The sequence below is a fragment of the Chrysiogenes arsenatis DSM 11915 genome (assembly GCF_000469585.1).
Classification (GTDB): Bacteria; Chrysiogenota; Chrysiogenetes; order Chrysiogenales; family Chrysiogenaceae; genus Chrysiogenes; species Chrysiogenes arsenatis.
In genome coordinates, this window is record NZ_AWNK01000001.1 from 91,882 (window position 1) to 110,735 (window position 18,854).

An 18,854-nucleotide genomic window follows, 5' to 3' on the forward strand; every position below is an offset into this window, starting at 1 on the left:
CCATCAGTTTCGCAAGAGATCTAACGGGTTAGACCGTAAAACAGAATAGCTGGCCAGAAATCCCGCCCCAATAATAATCACCGTTGCAGCAGGAATCAGCGTAACCCACATGATCCACTGTGGCGACCACGTCAAATCAAAGAGTTTGCCGTACAGCAATGCGGTAAACGCTTCGGCACTCAGTGCCGCTAATATTCCCGAAAAGAACCCCAGAATGCCAAACTCACCAATATTTGTCGCGTACAGGTAGCGTCGTGAAGCGCCAAAGCTTCTGAGGAGTGCATTTTCTTGAAGGCGCGCTGCAGAACTTCCCAAAATACTGGCAAATAAAAGAATTACTCCCGCTGCAAGCACAAAGAGAAAAACCGCTTCAACCACCAGCATCGTCTGACGCAGAAGTGCATCAACCTGTGCCACGATATGATTGACGTCAAAAAGGGTTACGGAAGGAAATGGTCGCAACAGTTCCCGCACCTGATGGCGTTTGGATGGATCAATATAGATGCTGGTCATATACGCCGTGGCAAAAGTATCGAGTGTCCCTGAAGGGAAGATAACGTAGAAGTTTGGTTGAAAACTGTTCCACTCGACACTGCGGATACTGCCGACGATCGCCGGCACAGTCTGATGGCCAATCGTAAATTCCAACGTGTCACCTAACGCGAGGTGCAATCGTTCCGCCACGCCTGACTCTAACGAGACGTGAGGCATCTGAGCATCCATTCGGTCTGTTTCCCATGTTCCTGCGGTAACCAGATTTCCCGCAGGGAGTGTATCACCCCATGTCAGATTCAGTTCACGCCGCAACGTATTATCTTCCTGTGCACTTTCCGGCACAGCCTGGCGGGCAGGCATTCCGTTAATCCCCGTAAGACGTCCCCGCACAACAGGAAAAAGCGTAACCGCATCGATTCCATTCTCACTCAGCACACGCAGAAAAGGTTCTGTTTCGTGGGGCTGAATATTGATGGCAAAGTAGTTTGGCGCATCGTCAGGGATTTGCGCGACCCACGTAGCAAGGAGATCGGTACGCAAGAGCGTGACGATGGCCAGTGCACTAAAGCTGATAGTAAAGGCAATAATCTGAGTCTTTGCGGCTGCCGGATGACGCACCAAACTGCGAAGCCCCGCTTTCAGCAGTGTAGGAATGCGCGTGCTGCTCTTTTTAGCAAGACGTAACAACAACGTAACGATCAGATAGTAGCCAAGGAATAACCCCATGATGGCCAAGAGAAACAGAGCTGCGACAAGCACAGTGGGTGCGGCAAAAAATGTTAACCCACCAATGGCGATGCCCCCGGCCACCAGCAAAAGCAGAAGCGTTGGTTTTGCCAGATATGCCTGCTGTCGCATCAATACGATGGGCGGAATAGTGCGCAACGTGAACAGTGAAGGGAGCGAAAACGCGCCCAGCACACCTATTCCAGCAGCATAACCAATACCAACTGGCCACAGCGATGCGGCGGGGATGATAGAAGGGAGTAATGGCCGCAATGCCGCAATAAAACTCATCTGCAGGCCATATCCAAGCAGAAGCCCAACCGTACTGGCAACTACGCCGATGGTAAGAACCTGAAAAACGGTATGGCGAGTGATTTCAGCGCGGCTCGCGCCAATACAACGAAATAACGCCATACCAAGTGCTTGACTGCGGGTATATTCGTGCGCAGCCAGCGCAATAGCTATACCGGAAAGGAGTACCGTAACAACCGTCGCGAGTGCTAAATAGTGACGGACTCGCGTGAGTGCTGAAGCGATTCCCGGCTGTTCTTCGCTCAACTCCAGTATCCGTTGATGCGGGCCAAGTTGGGCTGTTACCCATGCCTGAAACTCGCTGACCTGCGAGGCATCACCCGAAAAGAGATAACGATACTGAATGCGACTGCCGGGAACCACTAACTCCGCAGCGTGTAGATCGCCCCAGCCGATGATAACCCGTGGGTTGACGGACAAAAACCCGCCAGTAGCCCGATCTGGTTCTTGCTCAATATGGTGAGTAGCCTGCAAAGCGAGTGTTCCGATTTCGACGGAGTCACCAAGTTGCGCGCCAAGCAGAGATAAAACCCCGGGTTCTACCCACAACGTTCCGGCAGGCGGTGGTGTGCTGGCGCGGTGTGGTTCGTCATGCAAAGCCGTGCTGACAAGTACCGCTCCACGATGGGGATAGCCACTGGAAACGGCTTTGAGTGAAACAAGCACCATCTCATCGCGGTAAAACAGCATGGTTGGCAATTCCGCAATTTGGTCAAAGCGCAGGCCCTTTTCATAGGCGGTTTGGACTATTTCCGTGGCAAGCGGTTGTGGCGAGGTGATGGTGATGTCGGCACCGAGCATTGAGAGCGCCTGATACCGCATAGCACTGGAAACGCGATCGCCAAGAAAAAGAACTGTTGAGAGTGCCGTAACGGCGAGAACCAACGCGGCACTTAGAATTTGCAATGCACGACTTTTGCGCTCGCGATAGAGAAAACGGAAGGCGAGCCGGAGTTGTAAGGAGAGATTCATACGACTTCCTGAACGGTTCCGTTATGCATCGCAACATGACGTTGACAACGCTTGGCGAGATCAAGGTCGTGGGTTACCAGCACCAGCGTCGTGGCGTGCTCGCGATTCAACGTAAACAGCAGGTCGGCAATCAAATGACCATTATCATGGTCAAGATTTCCGGTTGGTTCATCGGCAAAAAGAATGGCCGGATGAATAGCAAACGCTCGCGCAATCGCCACCCGTTGCTGTTCACCGCCAGAAAGTTGTTGCGGCGTGTGGTGGAGCCGCTTGGCCAATCCGACGCGCCGCAGCATTTCCGTCGCCTGCTCGTGCGGGTTGCGGTGAGCGGTGAGTTCCAGTGGCAGCAGAACATTCTCCAGCGCCGTGAGGTGTGGCAGCAGATGGAACGATTGAAATATAAAGCCGACCGTGCCGCGCCGAACTGCGGCGCGCGCCTCTTCGTCAAGCTGATCGATGCGCTGAGAATTCAGCCACACTTCGCCAGCAGTTGGGCGGTCGAGTCCAGCGAGGATACTGAGCAAGGTAGTTTTCCCTGAACCTGATATGCCCGTTATGGCGATAGTGTCGCCCTGCTTGATTTCGAGTGTTACTCCAGCTAGGATAGAAAGTGTTTCAGTGCTGCCGGTAAATGTTTTACTCACATTATGACAGGCGATGGCAGCGGAAGTGAGGGAAATATGCGACATGGAATCCTCTTTTTTTGCATGATATTGATGGCATTCTCTCCTGCGCTAGCGGTTGCGACACCAAAACCAATCATCTTGGTGCTTGGTGATAGCTTGAGCGCTGCCTACGGAATACGTCAGGAAGAAGGCTGGGTGAGCTTACTACAGCACAGACTCAGAGAGCAACACTTCCCCCATACAGTTATAAATGCCAGTATAAGTGGCGAAACAACCGCAGGTGGCGTCAGCCGTATTCATGACTTACTGGCTGAACATGCCCCAGCGGTAGTGATTGTCGAGTTGGGCGGTAATGATGGTTTGCGCGGTACGCCGCTTCAGCGCATCCGTCAAAATATCACGACTATCATTCAAGCCTCACAAGAATCTGGAGCAAAAGCCATCCTTGTTGGCATGCAAATCCCTCCCAGTTACGGGATGCGATACACACAGAGTTTTGCGGCGCTCTACCCGGAAGTAGCCAAACGTTTTAATGCATTATTGGTACAGAACTTTCTGGAGTCAGTCGGTGATACTCCGCAACTGATGCAAAGTGATCGCATTCACCCAACAGCCGATGCACAGCCAATTTTGCTTGAAAAAGTATGGCCGTTGCTCTATGAAGCGATACAGTAAGCATTCCCGACAAAATGTGAGTTTCGTTTGAAACCTCGTCGCAGAGAAGCTGATTTGGGAAAGGGTCGCTATGTCACATAAGTTTACCGTCCCCTTTCTGCATTCGATAACCGTTCGCGCAGTTGCCTATCTCTGCGTCTGTGGCTTTACGCTGTTCAGTGCTTCCTTTTTCGTCTACCTCCAGCTTCAAGAAAATATGACCGAAGAGCGGTTAGTTCTTCACGGGAAAAGCTTTCTCGATATGTTGTTAAAAAACACGGAAGACTCTATCAATAAAGGGCAACGCAATACCTTTCAACGCGTTATCGATAGCTTTACGAAAGTGAACGAAATCGAATCGGTTGCCATGTATGGCCGCAATGGCTTGATGAACTACCATTCCAACTATGTAACGGTAGGGAAACCCTTTATTCTGCGTGATGGGGTGCTGGAAAATCCCAATGTTCACCTGTACGAATCCACTCAAGGGCGCTATCAGCGCAATGATTGGTATTTGCGTGATGTTCATCAGACGCCGCAGGCACGCGAGCATATTGCACAACACAACAAAGCCGGGCGCTCTTGCGGCCAATGTCATGTGCTGCGCGATACCGATCTGCGCTTTCGTGAGCACTTTTCCTATCGTATCGAGAAAAATCAGTCCCACTTTTATTATGAGCTGCCAGTCATGTCTGACTGCACCCGTTGTCACCTGAACTGGAAAAATGGCGAAATTGCTTCCTGGATACGGGTAACACTGAATAATGATGTGATTATTGATCAAAAGAATGAAAATATTCTGAGCATTCTGGTGCTTAGTTTTATGGTCTCCTTTCCCGCACTCATCTTGGTTATTCTTATCCTGCATTACGTCATAAAAAAACCCCTGTCGCGGACGCTACAATTCGCCATTGATGTGGCGAATGGCAAAGCACGCAATAAACTGACAGAAGATGGCACCAATGAAATCAGTCGTCTCAACCAGGCGCTAAATCAGATGATGATGAAGATCGACAGCGACTTCACACGGATTATGGAAGCCGAAGAAAAACTGCGCATGATTGCCAACACGGACGGATTAACAGGCATCCCAAATCGACGTCACTTCGATGAAACACTGCAAAAGGAATGTGCCCGCTTGGCACGGCATTATGGTGTACTTTCATTGATTATGATCGACATTGACTACTTTAAAAACTTTAATGATGCCTATGGCCACATTGCGGGCGATACCTGCTTACAGCAAATTGCGCGGATATTACAGGAAAGTGTCCATCGTGCAGGCGATGTCGTGGCGCGATACGGTGGCGAGGAATTTGCGTGCATTCTGCCGGAAACAGATAAAACGGGAGCAATGGCGGTGGCCACCTTTATTCAGCAAAAAATTGCTGCGTTGGCGATTCCGCACCGCCATTCACAGGTTGCTGACGTGATAACGGTCAGCATTGGAATTATCTCTATCCCGTGCCACCCCAATCTGCTGCCAGGGGACATTATTGGTCTTGCGGATAAACAACTCTATCAGGCGAAACATAAAGGGCGAAACTGCATTTCGGCTCACGGGGAACGGTAATTGGTTACTCAGATTCGTTGTCGATGAGTACGATCTGGCGTGGTTCAATCGCAATGATTTTGGCCGAAATATTTTCCAGCCCCCGAATACTTTCTACCGTGCCACTCGTATCAACTTTGGCTTCAAGCGCAAAAGGATTGATGGCACTGACCACGGAATGGCGACCTTCGACCGTGACCTTAATGAAGGGCGGCGAAGGGAGAAATGCCTTCTCGGTGATAACGGGTACTTGGGTCAACGTCCGTTGCAGTGATTTTTCCTTGATGTCAATCGCAACCGTAATCTCCTGTTCCGAAAATGATATCGATGATGGGATCATGATGGAAGTGGAGATAACCGCCGAATCCTTGAGTGTACTGATATCGATCGGGGTTGTTTTGACGACTTTGTAGTTCGCGACTTCGGTCGCGGGAACCGCCAGCGTAATCTCCTGCGGTTTAATCGTAACCCGTTCCAGATCAAACTCTTCACTCAACGTGCCAATCAGGGTGGGAGTAATCGTGGCTAAGACGGCGACAACCTTTTCGATGCGGTACTCAAGGATTGACGGGCGAATGCTTTGTACCTCAAGCCCAAACGGCACGCGCACCATGCTGGGTTCAATGGTAATGTTTTGTTCCTGTGACAGTGGGGCGTTGGCGACCGAAATTTCAACACGACTTTGGCGCAACACGTTGCTGGAAAGGAGGCTGCGCGGACCAGCGAGGCGAACTTCGACAAAATTAGCGGAGCTGATAACCGACTTTTCCGCAGGCACATCAATGAACGTCAGAGGGATGCTGAGGGTTGAAACGCCCTGATCGCTCCCTTTTACCATCGCCCACAAAATAATTGCGAAAAATACGGCAATCACTTTGGCCAGCAAATTATCAATGAAAAATTCTTTCATTTTTTCACCCCCTTCGTCACTTTCGGGGTAAAGATGTTGCGCAACACTTTTTTCAACGTCGCACTATCAAGTTTACGGATAATCTTCCCGTTGATAGCAATACTGATAGCACCCGTTTCTTCACTGACAATGACACACACGCAGTCGGTTTGTTCCGTTACACCAATGGCGGCGCGGTGGCGCGTGCCGAGGATTTTATCGATATCAGGATTCATACTTACGGTTAGAAAACATCCCGCCGCGTGAATGCGATTTTTACGGATCAGTACGGCGCCATCATGGATCGGGCTTTGGTGCTGAAAGATGCTGATCAACAACTCTTTCACCACCAGTGCATCAAGCTCAACGGTAATATCGGCATGTCCCTGAATGTCTACTTCGCGCTCAATCACAATCAGCGCGCCGATCTGACGCGAAGAGAGGTTAGCGCAGGCTTTGACAATTTCGTCCAAGACTTCAAGTTGTTTTTCGTCCGACTTGGTAAAAAAGCGGAACATCTCATTTTGCGAAATACTCACCAAAAACTTGCGAATTTCGGGCTGGAAGAGAATCAGAATCGCGAGCACTAAGTAACCCGTAATGTTACGCACAAGCCAGTAGATAGTTTGGAGTTCAAGGAGTTGGGAAAAAAACGAAACCAGCAAGACCAGAATTAAACCAGCCAGCACCTGAAACGCCGTCGTACCACGCAAAAATGTCAGCACACGGTAGATAATTACCGAGACAAGGGAAATATCAAGGGCATCGCGCCATGTCATGCTGAAAATCAGGTCAAGCATTCAGAAAGATCCTTCCTTGGTTCTGCCATGGTTTGCTGAAGAGCTTGCGCCATCAGGAGTGCCTGACGCGTAGCAGCAACGTCGTGAATGCGGAGAATGTCTACGTTTTGACGCCAAGCTTCCAGCGCGACGACAAGGCTGCCAGCAATTCGTTGTTGCGGATCGCGTTCTCCGCAAACCTCCCCGATAAATGTTTTGCGACTTGCCCCAAGGTAGGTTTGAAAGCCCGCCTTGCGGAGCGCGTGCATGTGTAGAATCAGTTGTATATTGCCGCGAACGTCTTTTCCGAAACCAATCCCCGGATCAAGGTAGAGGTTTTCTGGCATACCGCCACATTGCAGGAAAACCTTGGCTTGTGCCAAGAGCCATTGATGCACCTCAGCAACCACATTGCCATACTGTGTATGGTGTTGCATCGTGGACGAATCGCCGCGACGGTGCATTAAGCAGTATGCCACTTGACTATTCGCCACCAAAGGGATCATCTGCGGCGAGTCCATACCGCCGCTGACGTCATTAATCATTATAGCGCCCGCCACAATAGCCTGACGGGCAACTTCGGCACAGGTTGTGTCGACACTAACAGCGATACCACGAGCCACAAGCGGTTCCAGCACGGGCATGATACGGTGCAACTGTTCGTCAGTTGAGACCGGAACGGAACCGGGACGAGTTGATTCGCCACCCAGATCAATAATATCTGCGCCGTCAGCGATGCACTGCCAAGCATGTTCGAGCGCATGGTCGGGCGAATAGTAGCGCCCACCGTCGCTGAATGAGTCGGGCGTAATATTGACAATAGCGGCAAGTCGGGGAAACGGGGTCACAATAGGGCTCCCGGAGATGTAATGGGTGAAAAAATACCACAATACCGAGGCAAAACGCATGTGAAAAATCACAAGCAGAAAATTTTTATCGGCGTTTCACACCCCATTCTATGGTACATACTCGGTAATTTCAGAGAGGAGAACGCCATGCGTGTTTGGCTGAGTCTACTGGTGATACTTCTTGGAAGTGTGTCCGCATCTGCGGATGATGCCATGAAAAGCCCTTGGGATACGACAGTGCCACCTTCGCAAACACCATCTACATCACTTTCACCGGGAAAGGCGCTGGGGAAAGGATTACTGCGAGTGTATCAAGAAACCTTGTCGCGCACCGATCATAGCCGCTGTCCATCCTATCCTTCGTGCAGTCATTATACGCTGGAAGCAATTGACCGCTTTGGATTATGGCGCGGGATGTTTATGGGTGCGGATCGCATGCTGCACGAGGCCGATATGAGCGACAACCCGAGTCGGATTTTCCGGAACGGTCGTTGGTATGTGTACGACCCTATCGAACGCAACCTCTTACAAAGCAAGTAATACAGCAAGGATATCGCGCATGGAAAAAATAGAATTTGCAATTTCGGGCATGACGTGTGCGGCATGTGCCCGACGCGTTGAGCGAGTACAAAAAAAACTTCCCGGCATACAGCAGGCATCAGTGAATCTGGCAACCAATCGTGGCCTTTTTGTGTACGATGAAACGTTGGTGACTCCCGACCGCATTGCGCAGATGATCCGTGATTTCGGGTATGAACCATCGCTTCCAGACGATGCCGATATGGCCACCGCCAACACGTGGAGCGGGACGAATCTGGCGATTGCGCTGGTATTTGCCGCACTCGTTTTTATCCTCGCGATGGGCGTTGGCATGACAGGTCTTCCCGCGCCAGCGTGGCTTTCGCCAGACACAGCGCCGCTTTCCTTTGCCGTCGCGCAGCTTTTGTTGACACTTCCCGTCGTAGTAACCGGACGGAGTTTTTACCGCATTGGCGTGCGCAACCTCGTAAAACTCGCACCGAATATGGATTCACTCATCGCCCTTGGAACCAGTGCAGCGCTCGGCTACAGCCTGTTTGGCTTGTGGCAGATAGCCGCTGGTCATACCCATTGGGTGCACCTCCTCTATTTTGAATCGGCAGCCGTTATTCTGGCCTTGGTGATGGTCGGGAAATACCTGGAAGAGCGATCAAAGCAAAAAACTTCACTGGCTATTGAAACACTGATGAATCTGGGAGCAAAAAGCGCCTTGGTCGTGCGCAATGGTGCAGAGTGTGAAGTTCCCGTTCAAGACGTGCAGCTCAATGATATTGTCCGCGTCCGTCCTGGCGGAAAAATCCCAGTCGATGGGGTAGTGATCGCGGGAGCAACCACCGTGGATGAGTCGATGTTGACCGGCGAAAGTATTCCGGTCGAAAAGGCAGTTGGCGCAGTCGTGACAGGTGGCAGTATCGCCCTTGTCGGTTCGATAGATGTGAAGGTGGTGCGCATTGGCAGCGACACAACGCTGGCGCGGATTATCTGGATGGTGCAACAAGCACAACAAGGGCGCGCTCCCATTGCCCGTTTAGCCGATCAGGTATCCGGCTATTTTGTTCCGGCGGTGCTGGCTATTGCGCTTGGGGCGGCGGCTCTGTGGTGGGTCGCCGGTGCGCCCGTTTCGTTTGTATTTTCGGTGCTGATTGCGGTGCTGATTATCGCCTGTCCCTGTGCGCTTGGTTTAGCAACTCCAACCGCTATTATGGTGGGAACCGGACGTGGTGCCGAAAATGGCGTGTTGTTCAAAGGGGGTGAAACATTAGAAACCGCGTGTCGGGTCACAACTATAGTGCTTGATAAAACCGGCACTATTACCAGCGGTCAACCACGCGTGATAGGACTTGGCGGGTCTGACGGCCAGACTTCCCTGTCTTTGACGCATACCATTCCACTTTTGCACGCTGTCATCAGTCGCAGTTCCCACCCGCTTGATGTGGCGATTCGCCATGCCGTTTCGGAGCAACAAAATGTGGCAACAAACATTACATTGACAACTTTTGAAGCAATTCCCGGACGTGGCGTTCAGGCATCAACCTCCTCGCAAACCGTCCTGCTGGGTAGCCGCCGTTTGATGGAAGAACAGCATGTCGATATTGCGCCGTTCGCAACGGCCTATCAACCGTATGCGCAGCAAGGGGCAACATTGGTATTCTTGGCAATCGATGGAATTGCCGTCGCGTGGTTTGCGATTGCCGATACGATAAAAGAGACGAGCCGTGCCGCGATTACCACCCTCCGTGCGATGGGATTGGAAGTGGTGATGCTGACCGGCGATGGGCCGGAGTCAGCCGCTGCCATTGCCGCTCAAGCCGGAGTGGATGATTTTGTAGCGAGTATGTTGCCCGCTGAGAAAGCCGGATATGTGCAACAACTCCAACAACAGGGGAAAAAAGTTGCCATGGTTGGCGATGGTATTAACGATGCCCCGGCATTGGCGCAAGCGGATGTTGGCATGGCGATAGGTTCGGGAACCGATGTGGCGGTAGAGTCCGCCGATATCGTGCTCATGAAAAGTGATCTGCACGATGTGGTGTTTGCCCTGAATCTCAGTCGTGCCACAATCCGCAATATCCGGCAAAATCTTTTCTGGGCATTTTTTTACAATACCGCCAGCATTCCGATTGCCGCTGGCGTGTTGACACTTTTTGGCGGGCCACTGCTCAACCCAATGATTGCAGCGGCGGCTATGAGTCTGAGTTCGGTATCAGTGTTGGGGAATGCGTTGCGTCTACGGCGGGTGCCAATTGCGCGATAGTCGCCATGGCGTCGTCGGCAAGTTTTTGCAGTACCGCCCGCTCCGCTTCCGGCGTAATTTCTTCGGGAATGGCAGGAATATAGGGAACACCAAAGCGGACGATGGCGCGTTGTCCAAGCCGGAAGGGCTTCCAGTCGCGAAATCCTGAAACATGAATCGGCACGATCGGGACACCGGTATCGATCATTAACTTCCCCATGCCGCGATTGGCGCTGCCGAGTTTCCCATCTTTCGAGCGAGTTCCTTCCGGAAAAATCATGACGGAAATTCCTTGTTGTACATGACTGATAATACTGGCAAAGGCTTTTGCCGCGCGACCACGCTTGACTGGGATAATTTTAAAACTGCGCATAATCCAGCCGATGACAGGAGCGTGAAGCAGTTCTTCTTTGGCAGCAGCACGGATGGAAAAGCGCCGTTGATTCAACACAACAGCGGCGGGGATGGCCAGTGTTTCGTACTGGCTGATATGGTTTGCCAAGAAAAGTGCAGGTGACGTGGCTGGGGGAATATGTTCCAGCCCAATAAACTGGCACCGGTTAAGAGTGGTCAAATAGTGCCATACACACCAACAGGTAAATTTGATATAGAGCAAATAAAGTGGTGACATGGATCAGTGCTCCGGAAAAATGAGATTGGGGTTGTGTTGCCACGCGCGAAAACGGGCATAAATCGAAATAGCTTTAGCGGCCACGCTCTGCAAAATATCGTTTTCGTTTGCCCAGCGCGTGACCAAACCATGATGTGATTCAGCCCCTTGCAGATTAAGGGGACGCATCGGCGTGGAATGAGTGATGGTAACGGCATAAAACCAGATTTTTTCGTCGGTCATACCAACGGAGCTATACACGATGCCAAGCGGAATAAGTTGTTCATCCGTGAGCGTAATCCCTGCTTCTTCTTCAAGTTCTCTCAGCGCCGTGGCCATAGGGGTGTCATTGCCATCGATGAGCCCGGCAGGAAATTCCAGTACGCGCTGCTGCACGGGCGGACGGTATTGCTCCACCATCAGGTATTCATCGCGATCTTGGTGATACACCAGAATAATGACCGCACCACGGCAATTGACGCGGCTGACATATTCCCAGCCCCCCTCAGCATATTTCAGTTCAAGGTATTTTCCCATCGTATGTCTCCCTACAATCAAGGCGGATAGTGATTCTGTGCGCCGCTAAGACTGCCCGATTTTCATCGATTCATCAAGCGCAACTTTGACGAGCGACCCATTCGTTTTCACCCAAGGATCGTCCAACAGAGTCAGGTGGGTGCCACTCCCTGCCAACACATGAAAGGCTCCCGCAGTGTGCTGCCCCCATGTTTGCGACATCCCCTCCAGTAGTTCGGACGCTTCCGCCTGAAGTAACACAATATCGCCGGCAACCACCCCTTCGGTAGTTGTCGTGTCAATATAATGGAGGTAGGCATACAGTTTTTGCTGGGCGAGCGCGCGAAGCTGCGGGTGCTCCATGGCCATGGCATATTCACCAGAAAGCGGCATATCAAGGTGTTCGGCACACGCTGAGTCAAGAGAGAGAGTGCGCGAAGCAAGGCGAACCCAACTATCCAGCAGTATCAACCGCGCAACGGTACGTCCATGCTTTTCCAGCTCTTTAGCAACTTCAAAAGCCAGATTTCCGCCACTCGAATAGCCCAGCAGCGTAATTGCTCCTTGGGGCTGAAGGCGTTTGATTTCCATCCGGTAGCGTTGCAAGCGATCGTCACGCTCTAAAAACGTAAAGCCATAGAAAGTATGATCGCCAAGTGAGCGTGCCAACCCAGAGTACACCATAGGATAGCCGGTAATGGGAGGGAAGGCAAAGATGGATATACCTGATCCTGCTTGCAAGCAGAGTGGTTCCTCTTCACGGCTACAGGCACAAAAGGAGCGAATCTGTTCGCACTGCTGCGCCATGGCTCGGAGAGTTGGAAAACGAAACACGAATGGCAAGGGGAGCGTCAGATTGAGTTGGTTTTTGATGGCGGCTACCAAGTGCATCGCGGCAATGCTCTGCCCACCTACATCAAAAAAAGAATCGTCGCGGCATATGTTGGTGCGCTGTAAAATTTGTTCCCATAGCGTGGCCAACTGACGCTCCATTGGGGTCGTTGGTGGCGTGCACGTTTGGGGCGTATTTTCAACCGTACGTGACATCCGCAACAGAGCTTGGCGGTCAACTTTGCCGTTACTGTTTTGTGGGAAGGTGGCAAGGGTATGGTAGCGCGATGGGATCATATACGCCGGGAGATACTGGCCTAGAAATATTTTCACCTCAGCCGTTTCTAAAGTGGACTCAGCAAGCAGAAACGCAACGAGCTCCCGTTCGCTTCCCTCGCCCTGCACGAGCACCGTTGCACCCGTAATCAAAGGGTGGTTGATCAAGGCACGTTCGGTTTCGCCACACTCTATCCGGTAGCCTCGGAGTTTCACTTGATCATCCTGACGACCGACAAACTGAACGGCGCCGTCATAGGTACGAAATCCTCGGTCGCCAGTGCGATACAGGCGTGCACCAGAACGATAGGGATGTGCCACAAACTTTTCTGCCGTTCGCTCTGGACTCCCAATGTAACCGCGTGCCAATCCTGGCCCCGCGACACAAATTTCCCCAGTAACACCGTAGGGAACGAGCTGGAGTTGGTCGTCAAGAATCAAGAGCTCGCTGTTCGCCATTGGGTTTCCGATGGGGATGGCATCATGGTAAGCATGGGTCGGATCGACGCGGTGAATGGCGCTGCATACCGAAGCTTCGGTCGGTCCGTAGGCGTTAAACACGATTCGGTCACGTGCTACCGCCAACAGGTCGTGCGCGATGGCGGCTTCGCCCGCCGTGATAAGTATCCGCAGTGGATCAAGCGATACACCATTGGCGCGCAATGCGTTGAGGTAGACGGGCGGTAAGGTCGCTACGGTAACTTCACGTTGCTGGAGAAACGCCGAAAAGAGTATGGGGTCGGCCACCTGTTCCTGACTGGCGATCACCAGGGTCGCGCCAGCATGCAAGGCGAGGAAAATTTCCGACATCGCTCCGTCAAATGAGAACGATGAAAACAAGAGGCAGCGATCCTGGGGGGCAATGCCAAAGGTGCGAATCTGATCGCAAATCATGTTCATAAAACCACCATGCTCCAGCAAAACGCCTTTCGGGAGTCCAGTTGAGCCAGAGGTATAAATGATATAGGCCGCTGACGAAGCTACTGGCGAATGGGGCACGTTTGCCGGAGTTTCGCCTTGCACGATCGATTCGATGTTGATGAGCGTCACGTCGCTCTGAAAGGTTGCGGCACGTGGGCTCGTTTCATGATCGACCAGCAGGCGGCGCACGCCGCTATCGCTCAAGATGTGCCGAATGCGACTTTCGGGTTGCGTGGAATCAATCGGCAGGTAGACACCACCGCTTTTTAACACGCCCAGTAGGGCGATGATGAGGTGTGAATTGCGCCCAGTCATCACGCCAATTGGCTCTTCAATGCCCATCGCATAGCGATATTGCAGGGAGGCGGCGCAGAGATCCGAAAGACGATCGAGTTCGCCATAGCAAATCGTACGGTCAGCGGCGATAAGCGCAACGGCGTCGGGAGCCTGTGCGGCGTGGTGCCGGAATTGTTCACTCATGGTTGTATGGACGGGGTCCGGATGCGTGGTGCCTGCCGCCTGTTGCTGCAACTCGGCCTGTTCGCTGGCGGGGAGGAGCTGCAAATCTTGCAGCGATGCGGCAGGAGCTTCGGTAACCGCGCGGACTAATTGCACAAAACGGGCGGCCATCCTTTGCGCGGTTTCAGGTCGGAACAGTGCGGTGGCATATTCAAGCAGCAGTTGCAAACTGCCATCGGGTTGAGGTGAAAAATTCCACGTCAGATCAAAACGGCTATATTCCAAGAGCGCTGGTACGGCGGTAATGCTGAGGTCAGGCGGCGTTGGGAGCTCGGCACCGGTTTCGTGCAATACTGCCATAACATCGAACAGCGGGGTGCGTGCAGTGTCTCGCGGCAGCGCAAGCTCACCGACCAAAGTATCGAAAGGGTAGAGTTGATGCTCATAGGCCGCCAGAGCGTTGCTCCGAATTTGGTCGAGCAGTTCTGTAAACGGAGCCGTCCCTTCAAGTTGGTTGCGTAGCGCCAAGGTATTCACAAAAAAACCCACAACCCCTTCGAGAGCATGGTGCGGTCGACCGGCGACGGGAATACCAACGGTGAGATCGCTTTGGCCACTCAGGCGGAAAAGTAACGTATTGAGTATGGCCAGCAATCCCATAAACAGGGTGGCTTCGCGTTTTGCCGCAAGTGAATGGAGTGCTGATACCACGGCTGGCTCAAGGGTAAATGTCGTCGACGCTCCATCCTCGCGGCGAATGCGGGGACGGGGAAAATCGAGCGAGAGTTCCAGCGGCGCGGGTATTGCGGCAAAGAGACTCTGCCAGTAGCGCCGCATGGCGGCAAAACGTGTGGTGGCCATCGCGGAATGTTGGTGATCCGCCCACTCCTTGTACTGAATGGCGAGGGGCGCGAAGGTCGGCGTTGCTCCTCCAGCGATAGCGCGGTAGGCCGTGACCCATTCGCGCAGGAGGATATTCCACGACCAGCCATCGCCAATGCTGTGGTGCATGGTCAGCAGCAGCAACGCTTCGTTGGTTGCAGTCTGGAAGAGGTGCACCCGCCAGAGTGAGGGTTGGGTCATATCGAACGGTATGGCAATTTCGTCTGCCGCAGCGCGCATCGCCGTATCCCACGGTTGGTTGACTTCGCGCAGATCATGGAAAGAAAAAACATCTGGCAGTGATGGGAGCACGACTTGCACTGGCATGCCGTCGCGCTCAGCGAAGATCGTCCGTAACGATTCATGGCGCGCCACCAGTATGGCGCAGGCCGATTGCAGGGCGTGGCGATCAATACGGCCACCGAGCTTGAGGGTGAGCGGCATGGTGTAGGCGGGCGATTCAGGCGCCATCTGCTGCAACACCCACATGCGCCGTTGCCCAGCTGATGCGGGATACCACTCCCGTTGTGCCAGTGGTTGGAGCATATCGGTAGTACTATTTTGGCTCGTGAGAGTCTGGGCAAAGGTGGCAATGGTGGGATGGGCGAAAATCAGCGAGAGAGGGATCTCTTGGCCAAATTCTTTGGCGATGGCGGTGCCCATGCGGATGGCTTTGATGCTGTGCCCACCAAGATCAAAGAAAGAGTCGTGTCGTCCCACATGGTCGATTCCCAGAATACGCTGCCAGATTTGGGCGAGGCGTCGCTCGGTTTCGGAGTACGGTTCGGTTGTAGCAGAGGTATCACTGTGGCGTGGTGCGGCGTGACTGGGGTGCGGCAAGGCGTTACGGTCGGTTTTGCCGTTGGGCGTCAGTGGTATGGCATCAATAGGAATATACCACGTGGGGAGCATGTAGTCCGGAAGTGTGGTGCTGAGTTGCGCGCGCAATTCGTGTGGTGTCGGCATGGGGGTTTGGTCAGACACAAGGTACGCAGCGATTTCATTGACGCCATTCATGTCAACAACACGCACCACCGCTGTTTGTACGCCGGCAAGTGCCAGAAGGGCGTGCTCGATTTCTCCAATTTCGATGCGGTAACCGCGCACTTTTACCTGAGTATCGAGCCGCCCACCACATTGCAGTTCGCCGCAGGGAAGCCAGCGCCCGCTGTCGCCGGTGCGGTAGATCCGTTCGGCGGGACGAAGTGGGTGTTGTGTAAAGCGTTCGCTGGTTAACTCTGGACGCTGCCAATAGCCACGCGCGACGCCCTGACCGCCAATGCAAATTTCGCCCCAAACGCCAACGGGCTGAAGCGTGCTATCGGGTGCAAGGATCAACACCTCTTCGTCAATGAGTGGCGTGCCGATGGTGAGCGTGGCGGCTCCATTCAGCCGTTTCGTGGTTGACCAAATGGTCGCTTCGGTGGGGCCATACACGTTAAATAATGCTGTGTTGTGGAGTGCTTGCAACTGCTGAAACATTGATTCCGGTAATGGCTCGCCGCCGACCAGTAAGGCGTTCAGCTCGGCGAAAGCGGCGATATCGCTGCTTTCAAGCATCAGTTTGAGTCGTGAAGGGGTTACCTGCAAAACAGTAACCCGCTCGCGTTGCAGCAGCGCCACGGCTTGCGATGGGCTATTGGCGTCGGTGTCATTGGCTACAACGATGGTCATGCCAAGCATCAGTGGGCAAATCAGCTCTAGCACCGAGATATCAAAGGTAATCGTGGTTAAGGCGAGAAGCGTATCTTCTGCGGTGAGCCCATATGTTTGGGTCATATTTTGTAGAAAACTCACTACATGGCGGTGCTCCAGCATCACCCCTTTAGGGAGTCCGGTGGAGCCCGAGGTATACATGAGGTAGAGCAGATTCTCAGGGGCAATAATGCGATGGGGCTCGGTGGTGGCGGTATCAGGGAGAGTGTCGAGTTCGACAATTGCCAGTTGGTCAGCTTGACTGAACAGAAGATGGCGATGCTTGGCTTCTGTCATTACGATGCGGCAGCCGCTGTCTTGCAGCATGTACGCTGTGCGCGCGGCGGGAAATGTCGGGTCAAGCGGCAAGTAGGCGGCTCCCGCCTGAATTATTCCGTAGAGGGCGGCAACCATCCGTTCTGAACGATCCATCAAAATGGCAACGACTTGATCAGCCTTTACCGAAAACTGCTGGAGCAGGAAATTGGCAACGCGGTTGGCGGATTGGTGGAGTTCGCGATAGGCAAGGCGGCGCGATTCACAGACTAATGCTATCCGGTCGGGCGTGGCCAGGGCTTGTTGTGTCAGGAGATCGGCCACGGTTACGTGCGCAAAGGGTTTCGGAGGTGTGTTGAACTCCGCAGTTATTTCGTGAATATGTTGCGGCGCAAGTACAGAAAACTCGGCTATTAAACGCGCTGGCTGCTCCACGACTTGATCAAAAAGGAATTCCAACGACCAAGCGATGCGTTCTATCAGTGCCGGGGCGTAGATATTTGGGTCATATCCCATGCGAAAGGTGAGCGCGGTACTCGGCACAACCGAAAGCTCAAAGGGGTAGTTGGTATTTTCGTGAAGCTCAGCACGGAGCATGGTAAAGCCGCAGGCTGCTGTCGCCTCAGTGGTGTGCAGTCGCTCGTCAAGAGGGTAGTTTTCAAAAATCAGGATGTGATCGAGTAGCCCCTGACGCAGTGGGGTGGCGGCCTGGATTTCGGCCAACGAACACCAATGGTGGCGCGCGGCGGCCAGTGTGTCGCGCTGAACGGTGTGCAGTACGTGTGGCAATGTCGCCGTCGGCTGGAGACGGATCCGCACCGGCACAGCGTTAATAAAGAGCCCGACCATTGTTTCGACACCGCGCAACCCTTCGGGACGACCCGACACGGTGGCGGCAAAGACGACATCATCGGTGCCATTATACCGACTCAGCAGGATGCTCCACACGGTTTGCACCAGTACGTTCAGGGTGACGCCGCTTGTTGCCGCAATAGTAGTGAGCTGTGCCGTGCGCTGGGGGTCAAGCTGCCAGATGAAATCCATCCGTGAGGCGTTTGGATTTTCTGTGGTGGGGCATTGCGGCAAACCAGTTGCTTGAGGAAATCCGTCGAGCATTTCCTGCCAAAAGTGTTGTGAGGCGGCGGTGTCTTGCTTTTCAATCCACGTGACGTAGTGGGAAAATGGGATGGGTGGCGCGAGTACGTGCGATTTTCCATGGAGTTGCGCCGCGTAGATATCAAGCAATTCGCTTTGGAGAATGCCCACCGACCAGCCATCAAGAATGATGTGGTGATGGCTCCAGATCACTTCAACTTCATTGGCGCACAGTAAAATAACGGTGATGCGGGTCAGTGGCTCTTTGGAGGGGAGGAATGGGCGGCGACGATCGTTTTGCTTGAGTATGTCAATACGCTGCTGCGCTTCATGGGGAATGAGTGCCCGACTATCAACAACGGTGAACTCAATACGCCATTCTTTCAAGACGATTTGCAGTGGTCGCGGGGTATCTTTATGCACAAAGATGGTGCGCAGCACATCGTGACGGCGTACCAGTTCGTCCCATGCAAACCGGAAACATTCAACATCAAACGATCCGCGTAATCGGTAGCAGAGTTGCTCGAAATATGCGGCGCCGCCATCGTACAAATCATGAAATAAAATCCCCTCTTGCAGTGGCGTTAAGGGGTAAATATTTTTGACATTCGCTTTAGAAATCATGCTTTCCTGCCCGTTTGGAATGCGTGAAGGTGTTTCGTGTTGG

General features: G+C 52.9%; 12 protein-coding genes. 4 read left to right on the plus strand and 8 right to left on the minus strand.

Going from position 1 to position 18,854, the window contains the following annotated elements; genetic code table 11:
- Positions 1-3 precede the first annotated feature (3 nt).
- Together P304_RS0100430 and P304_RS0100435 are read right to left on the minus strand one after the other, a co-directional pair.
- Positions 4-2,505, minus strand: coding sequence for an ABC transporter permease (locus tag P304_RS0100430; protein ID WP_027388937.1), 2,502 nt, complete (start codon positions 2,503-2,505; stop codon positions 4-6).
- On the minus strand, positions 2,502-3,194 hold the full coding sequence (locus tag P304_RS0100435; RefSeq protein ID WP_027388938.1) for an ABC transporter ATP-binding protein: 693 nt from the start codon (positions 3,192-3,194) through the stop codon (positions 2,502-2,504). The genes P304_RS0100430 and P304_RS0100435 overlap by 4 nt, the downstream gene beginning before the upstream one ends.
- On the opposite strand from P304_RS0100435, the gene P304_RS0100440 reads away from it, so the two are divergent.
- Both P304_RS0100440 and P304_RS15760 read left to right on the plus strand, forming a co-directional pair.
- Entirely contained in the window at positions 3,186-3,806 is a 621-nt protein-coding gene (locus P304_RS0100440) for an arylesterase (protein ID WP_236613283.1), read from the plus strand. The genes P304_RS0100435 and P304_RS0100440 overlap by 9 nt on opposite strands.
- A 70-nt stretch (positions 3,807-3,876) precedes the next feature.
- Entirely contained in the window at positions 3,877-5,358 is a 1,482-nt protein-coding gene (locus P304_RS15760) for a GGDEF domain-containing protein (protein WP_051321266.1), read from the plus strand.
- Positions 5,359-5,362: 4 nt separating this feature from the next.
- Here the strand turns inward: P304_RS15760 and P304_RS0100450 are convergent, their stop codons facing one another.
- From P304_RS0100450 to folP, 3 genes are read right to left on the minus strand one after another with little or no spacing between them, the layout of a single operon-like run.
- On the minus strand, positions 5,363-6,247 hold the full coding sequence (locus tag P304_RS0100450; RefSeq protein WP_027388940.1) for a CdaR family protein: 885 nt from the start codon (positions 6,245-6,247) through the stop codon (positions 5,363-5,365).
- Positions 6,244-7,026, minus strand: a complete 783-nt coding sequence (gene cdaA, locus P304_RS0100455) for a diadenylate cyclase CdaA (RefSeq protein ID WP_027388941.1) — start codon at positions 7,024-7,026, stop codon at positions 6,244-6,246. The genes P304_RS0100450 and cdaA overlap by 4 nt, the downstream gene beginning before the upstream one ends.
- Positions 7,014-7,853 carry a dihydropteroate synthase gene (folP, locus tag P304_RS13210; protein WP_051321267.1) on the minus strand — a complete coding sequence of 280 codons (840 nt, stop codon included), beginning with the start codon at positions 7,851-7,853 and terminating at the stop codon, positions 7,014-7,016. Before folP ends, cdaA begins: the two co-directional genes overlap by 13 nt.
- Before the next feature lie 147 nt (positions 7,854-8,000).
- Between folP and yidD the strand changes: the two genes are divergently transcribed.
- Positions 8,001-8,393 (plus strand): membrane protein insertion efficiency factor YidD, encoded by a 393-nt coding sequence (gene yidD, locus P304_RS15765; protein WP_160164984.1) that lies wholly within the window; start codon positions 8,001-8,003, stop codon positions 8,391-8,393.
- Between the two features lie 19 nt (positions 8,394-8,412).
- On the plus strand, positions 8,413-10,647 hold the full coding sequence (locus P304_RS13220; protein ID WP_034763451.1) for a heavy metal translocating P-type ATPase: 2,235 nt from the start codon (positions 8,413-8,415) through the stop codon (positions 10,645-10,647).
- Here the strand turns inward: P304_RS13220 and P304_RS13225 are convergent.
- From P304_RS13225 to P304_RS0100485, 3 genes are read right to left on the minus strand one after another with little or no spacing between them, the layout of a single operon-like run.
- Positions 10,577-11,257, minus strand: a complete 681-nt coding sequence (locus tag P304_RS13225) for a lysophospholipid acyltransferase family protein (protein ID WP_051321269.1) — start codon at positions 11,255-11,257, stop codon at positions 10,577-10,579. The genes P304_RS13220 and P304_RS13225 overlap by 71 nt on opposite strands.
- A 3-nt stretch (positions 11,258-11,260) precedes the next feature.
- Positions 11,261-11,773 (minus strand): NUDIX hydrolase, encoded by a 513-nt coding sequence (locus tag P304_RS15770; protein WP_051321270.1) that lies wholly within the window; start codon positions 11,771-11,773, stop codon positions 11,261-11,263.
- 45 nt (positions 11,774-11,818) lie between these two features.
- Complete coding sequence (locus tag P304_RS0100485; protein WP_027388942.1) at positions 11,819-18,811, minus strand: non-ribosomal peptide synthetase; 6,993 nt, start codon at positions 18,809-18,811, stop codon at positions 11,819-11,821.
- Positions 18,812-18,854: the final 43 nt, after the last annotated feature.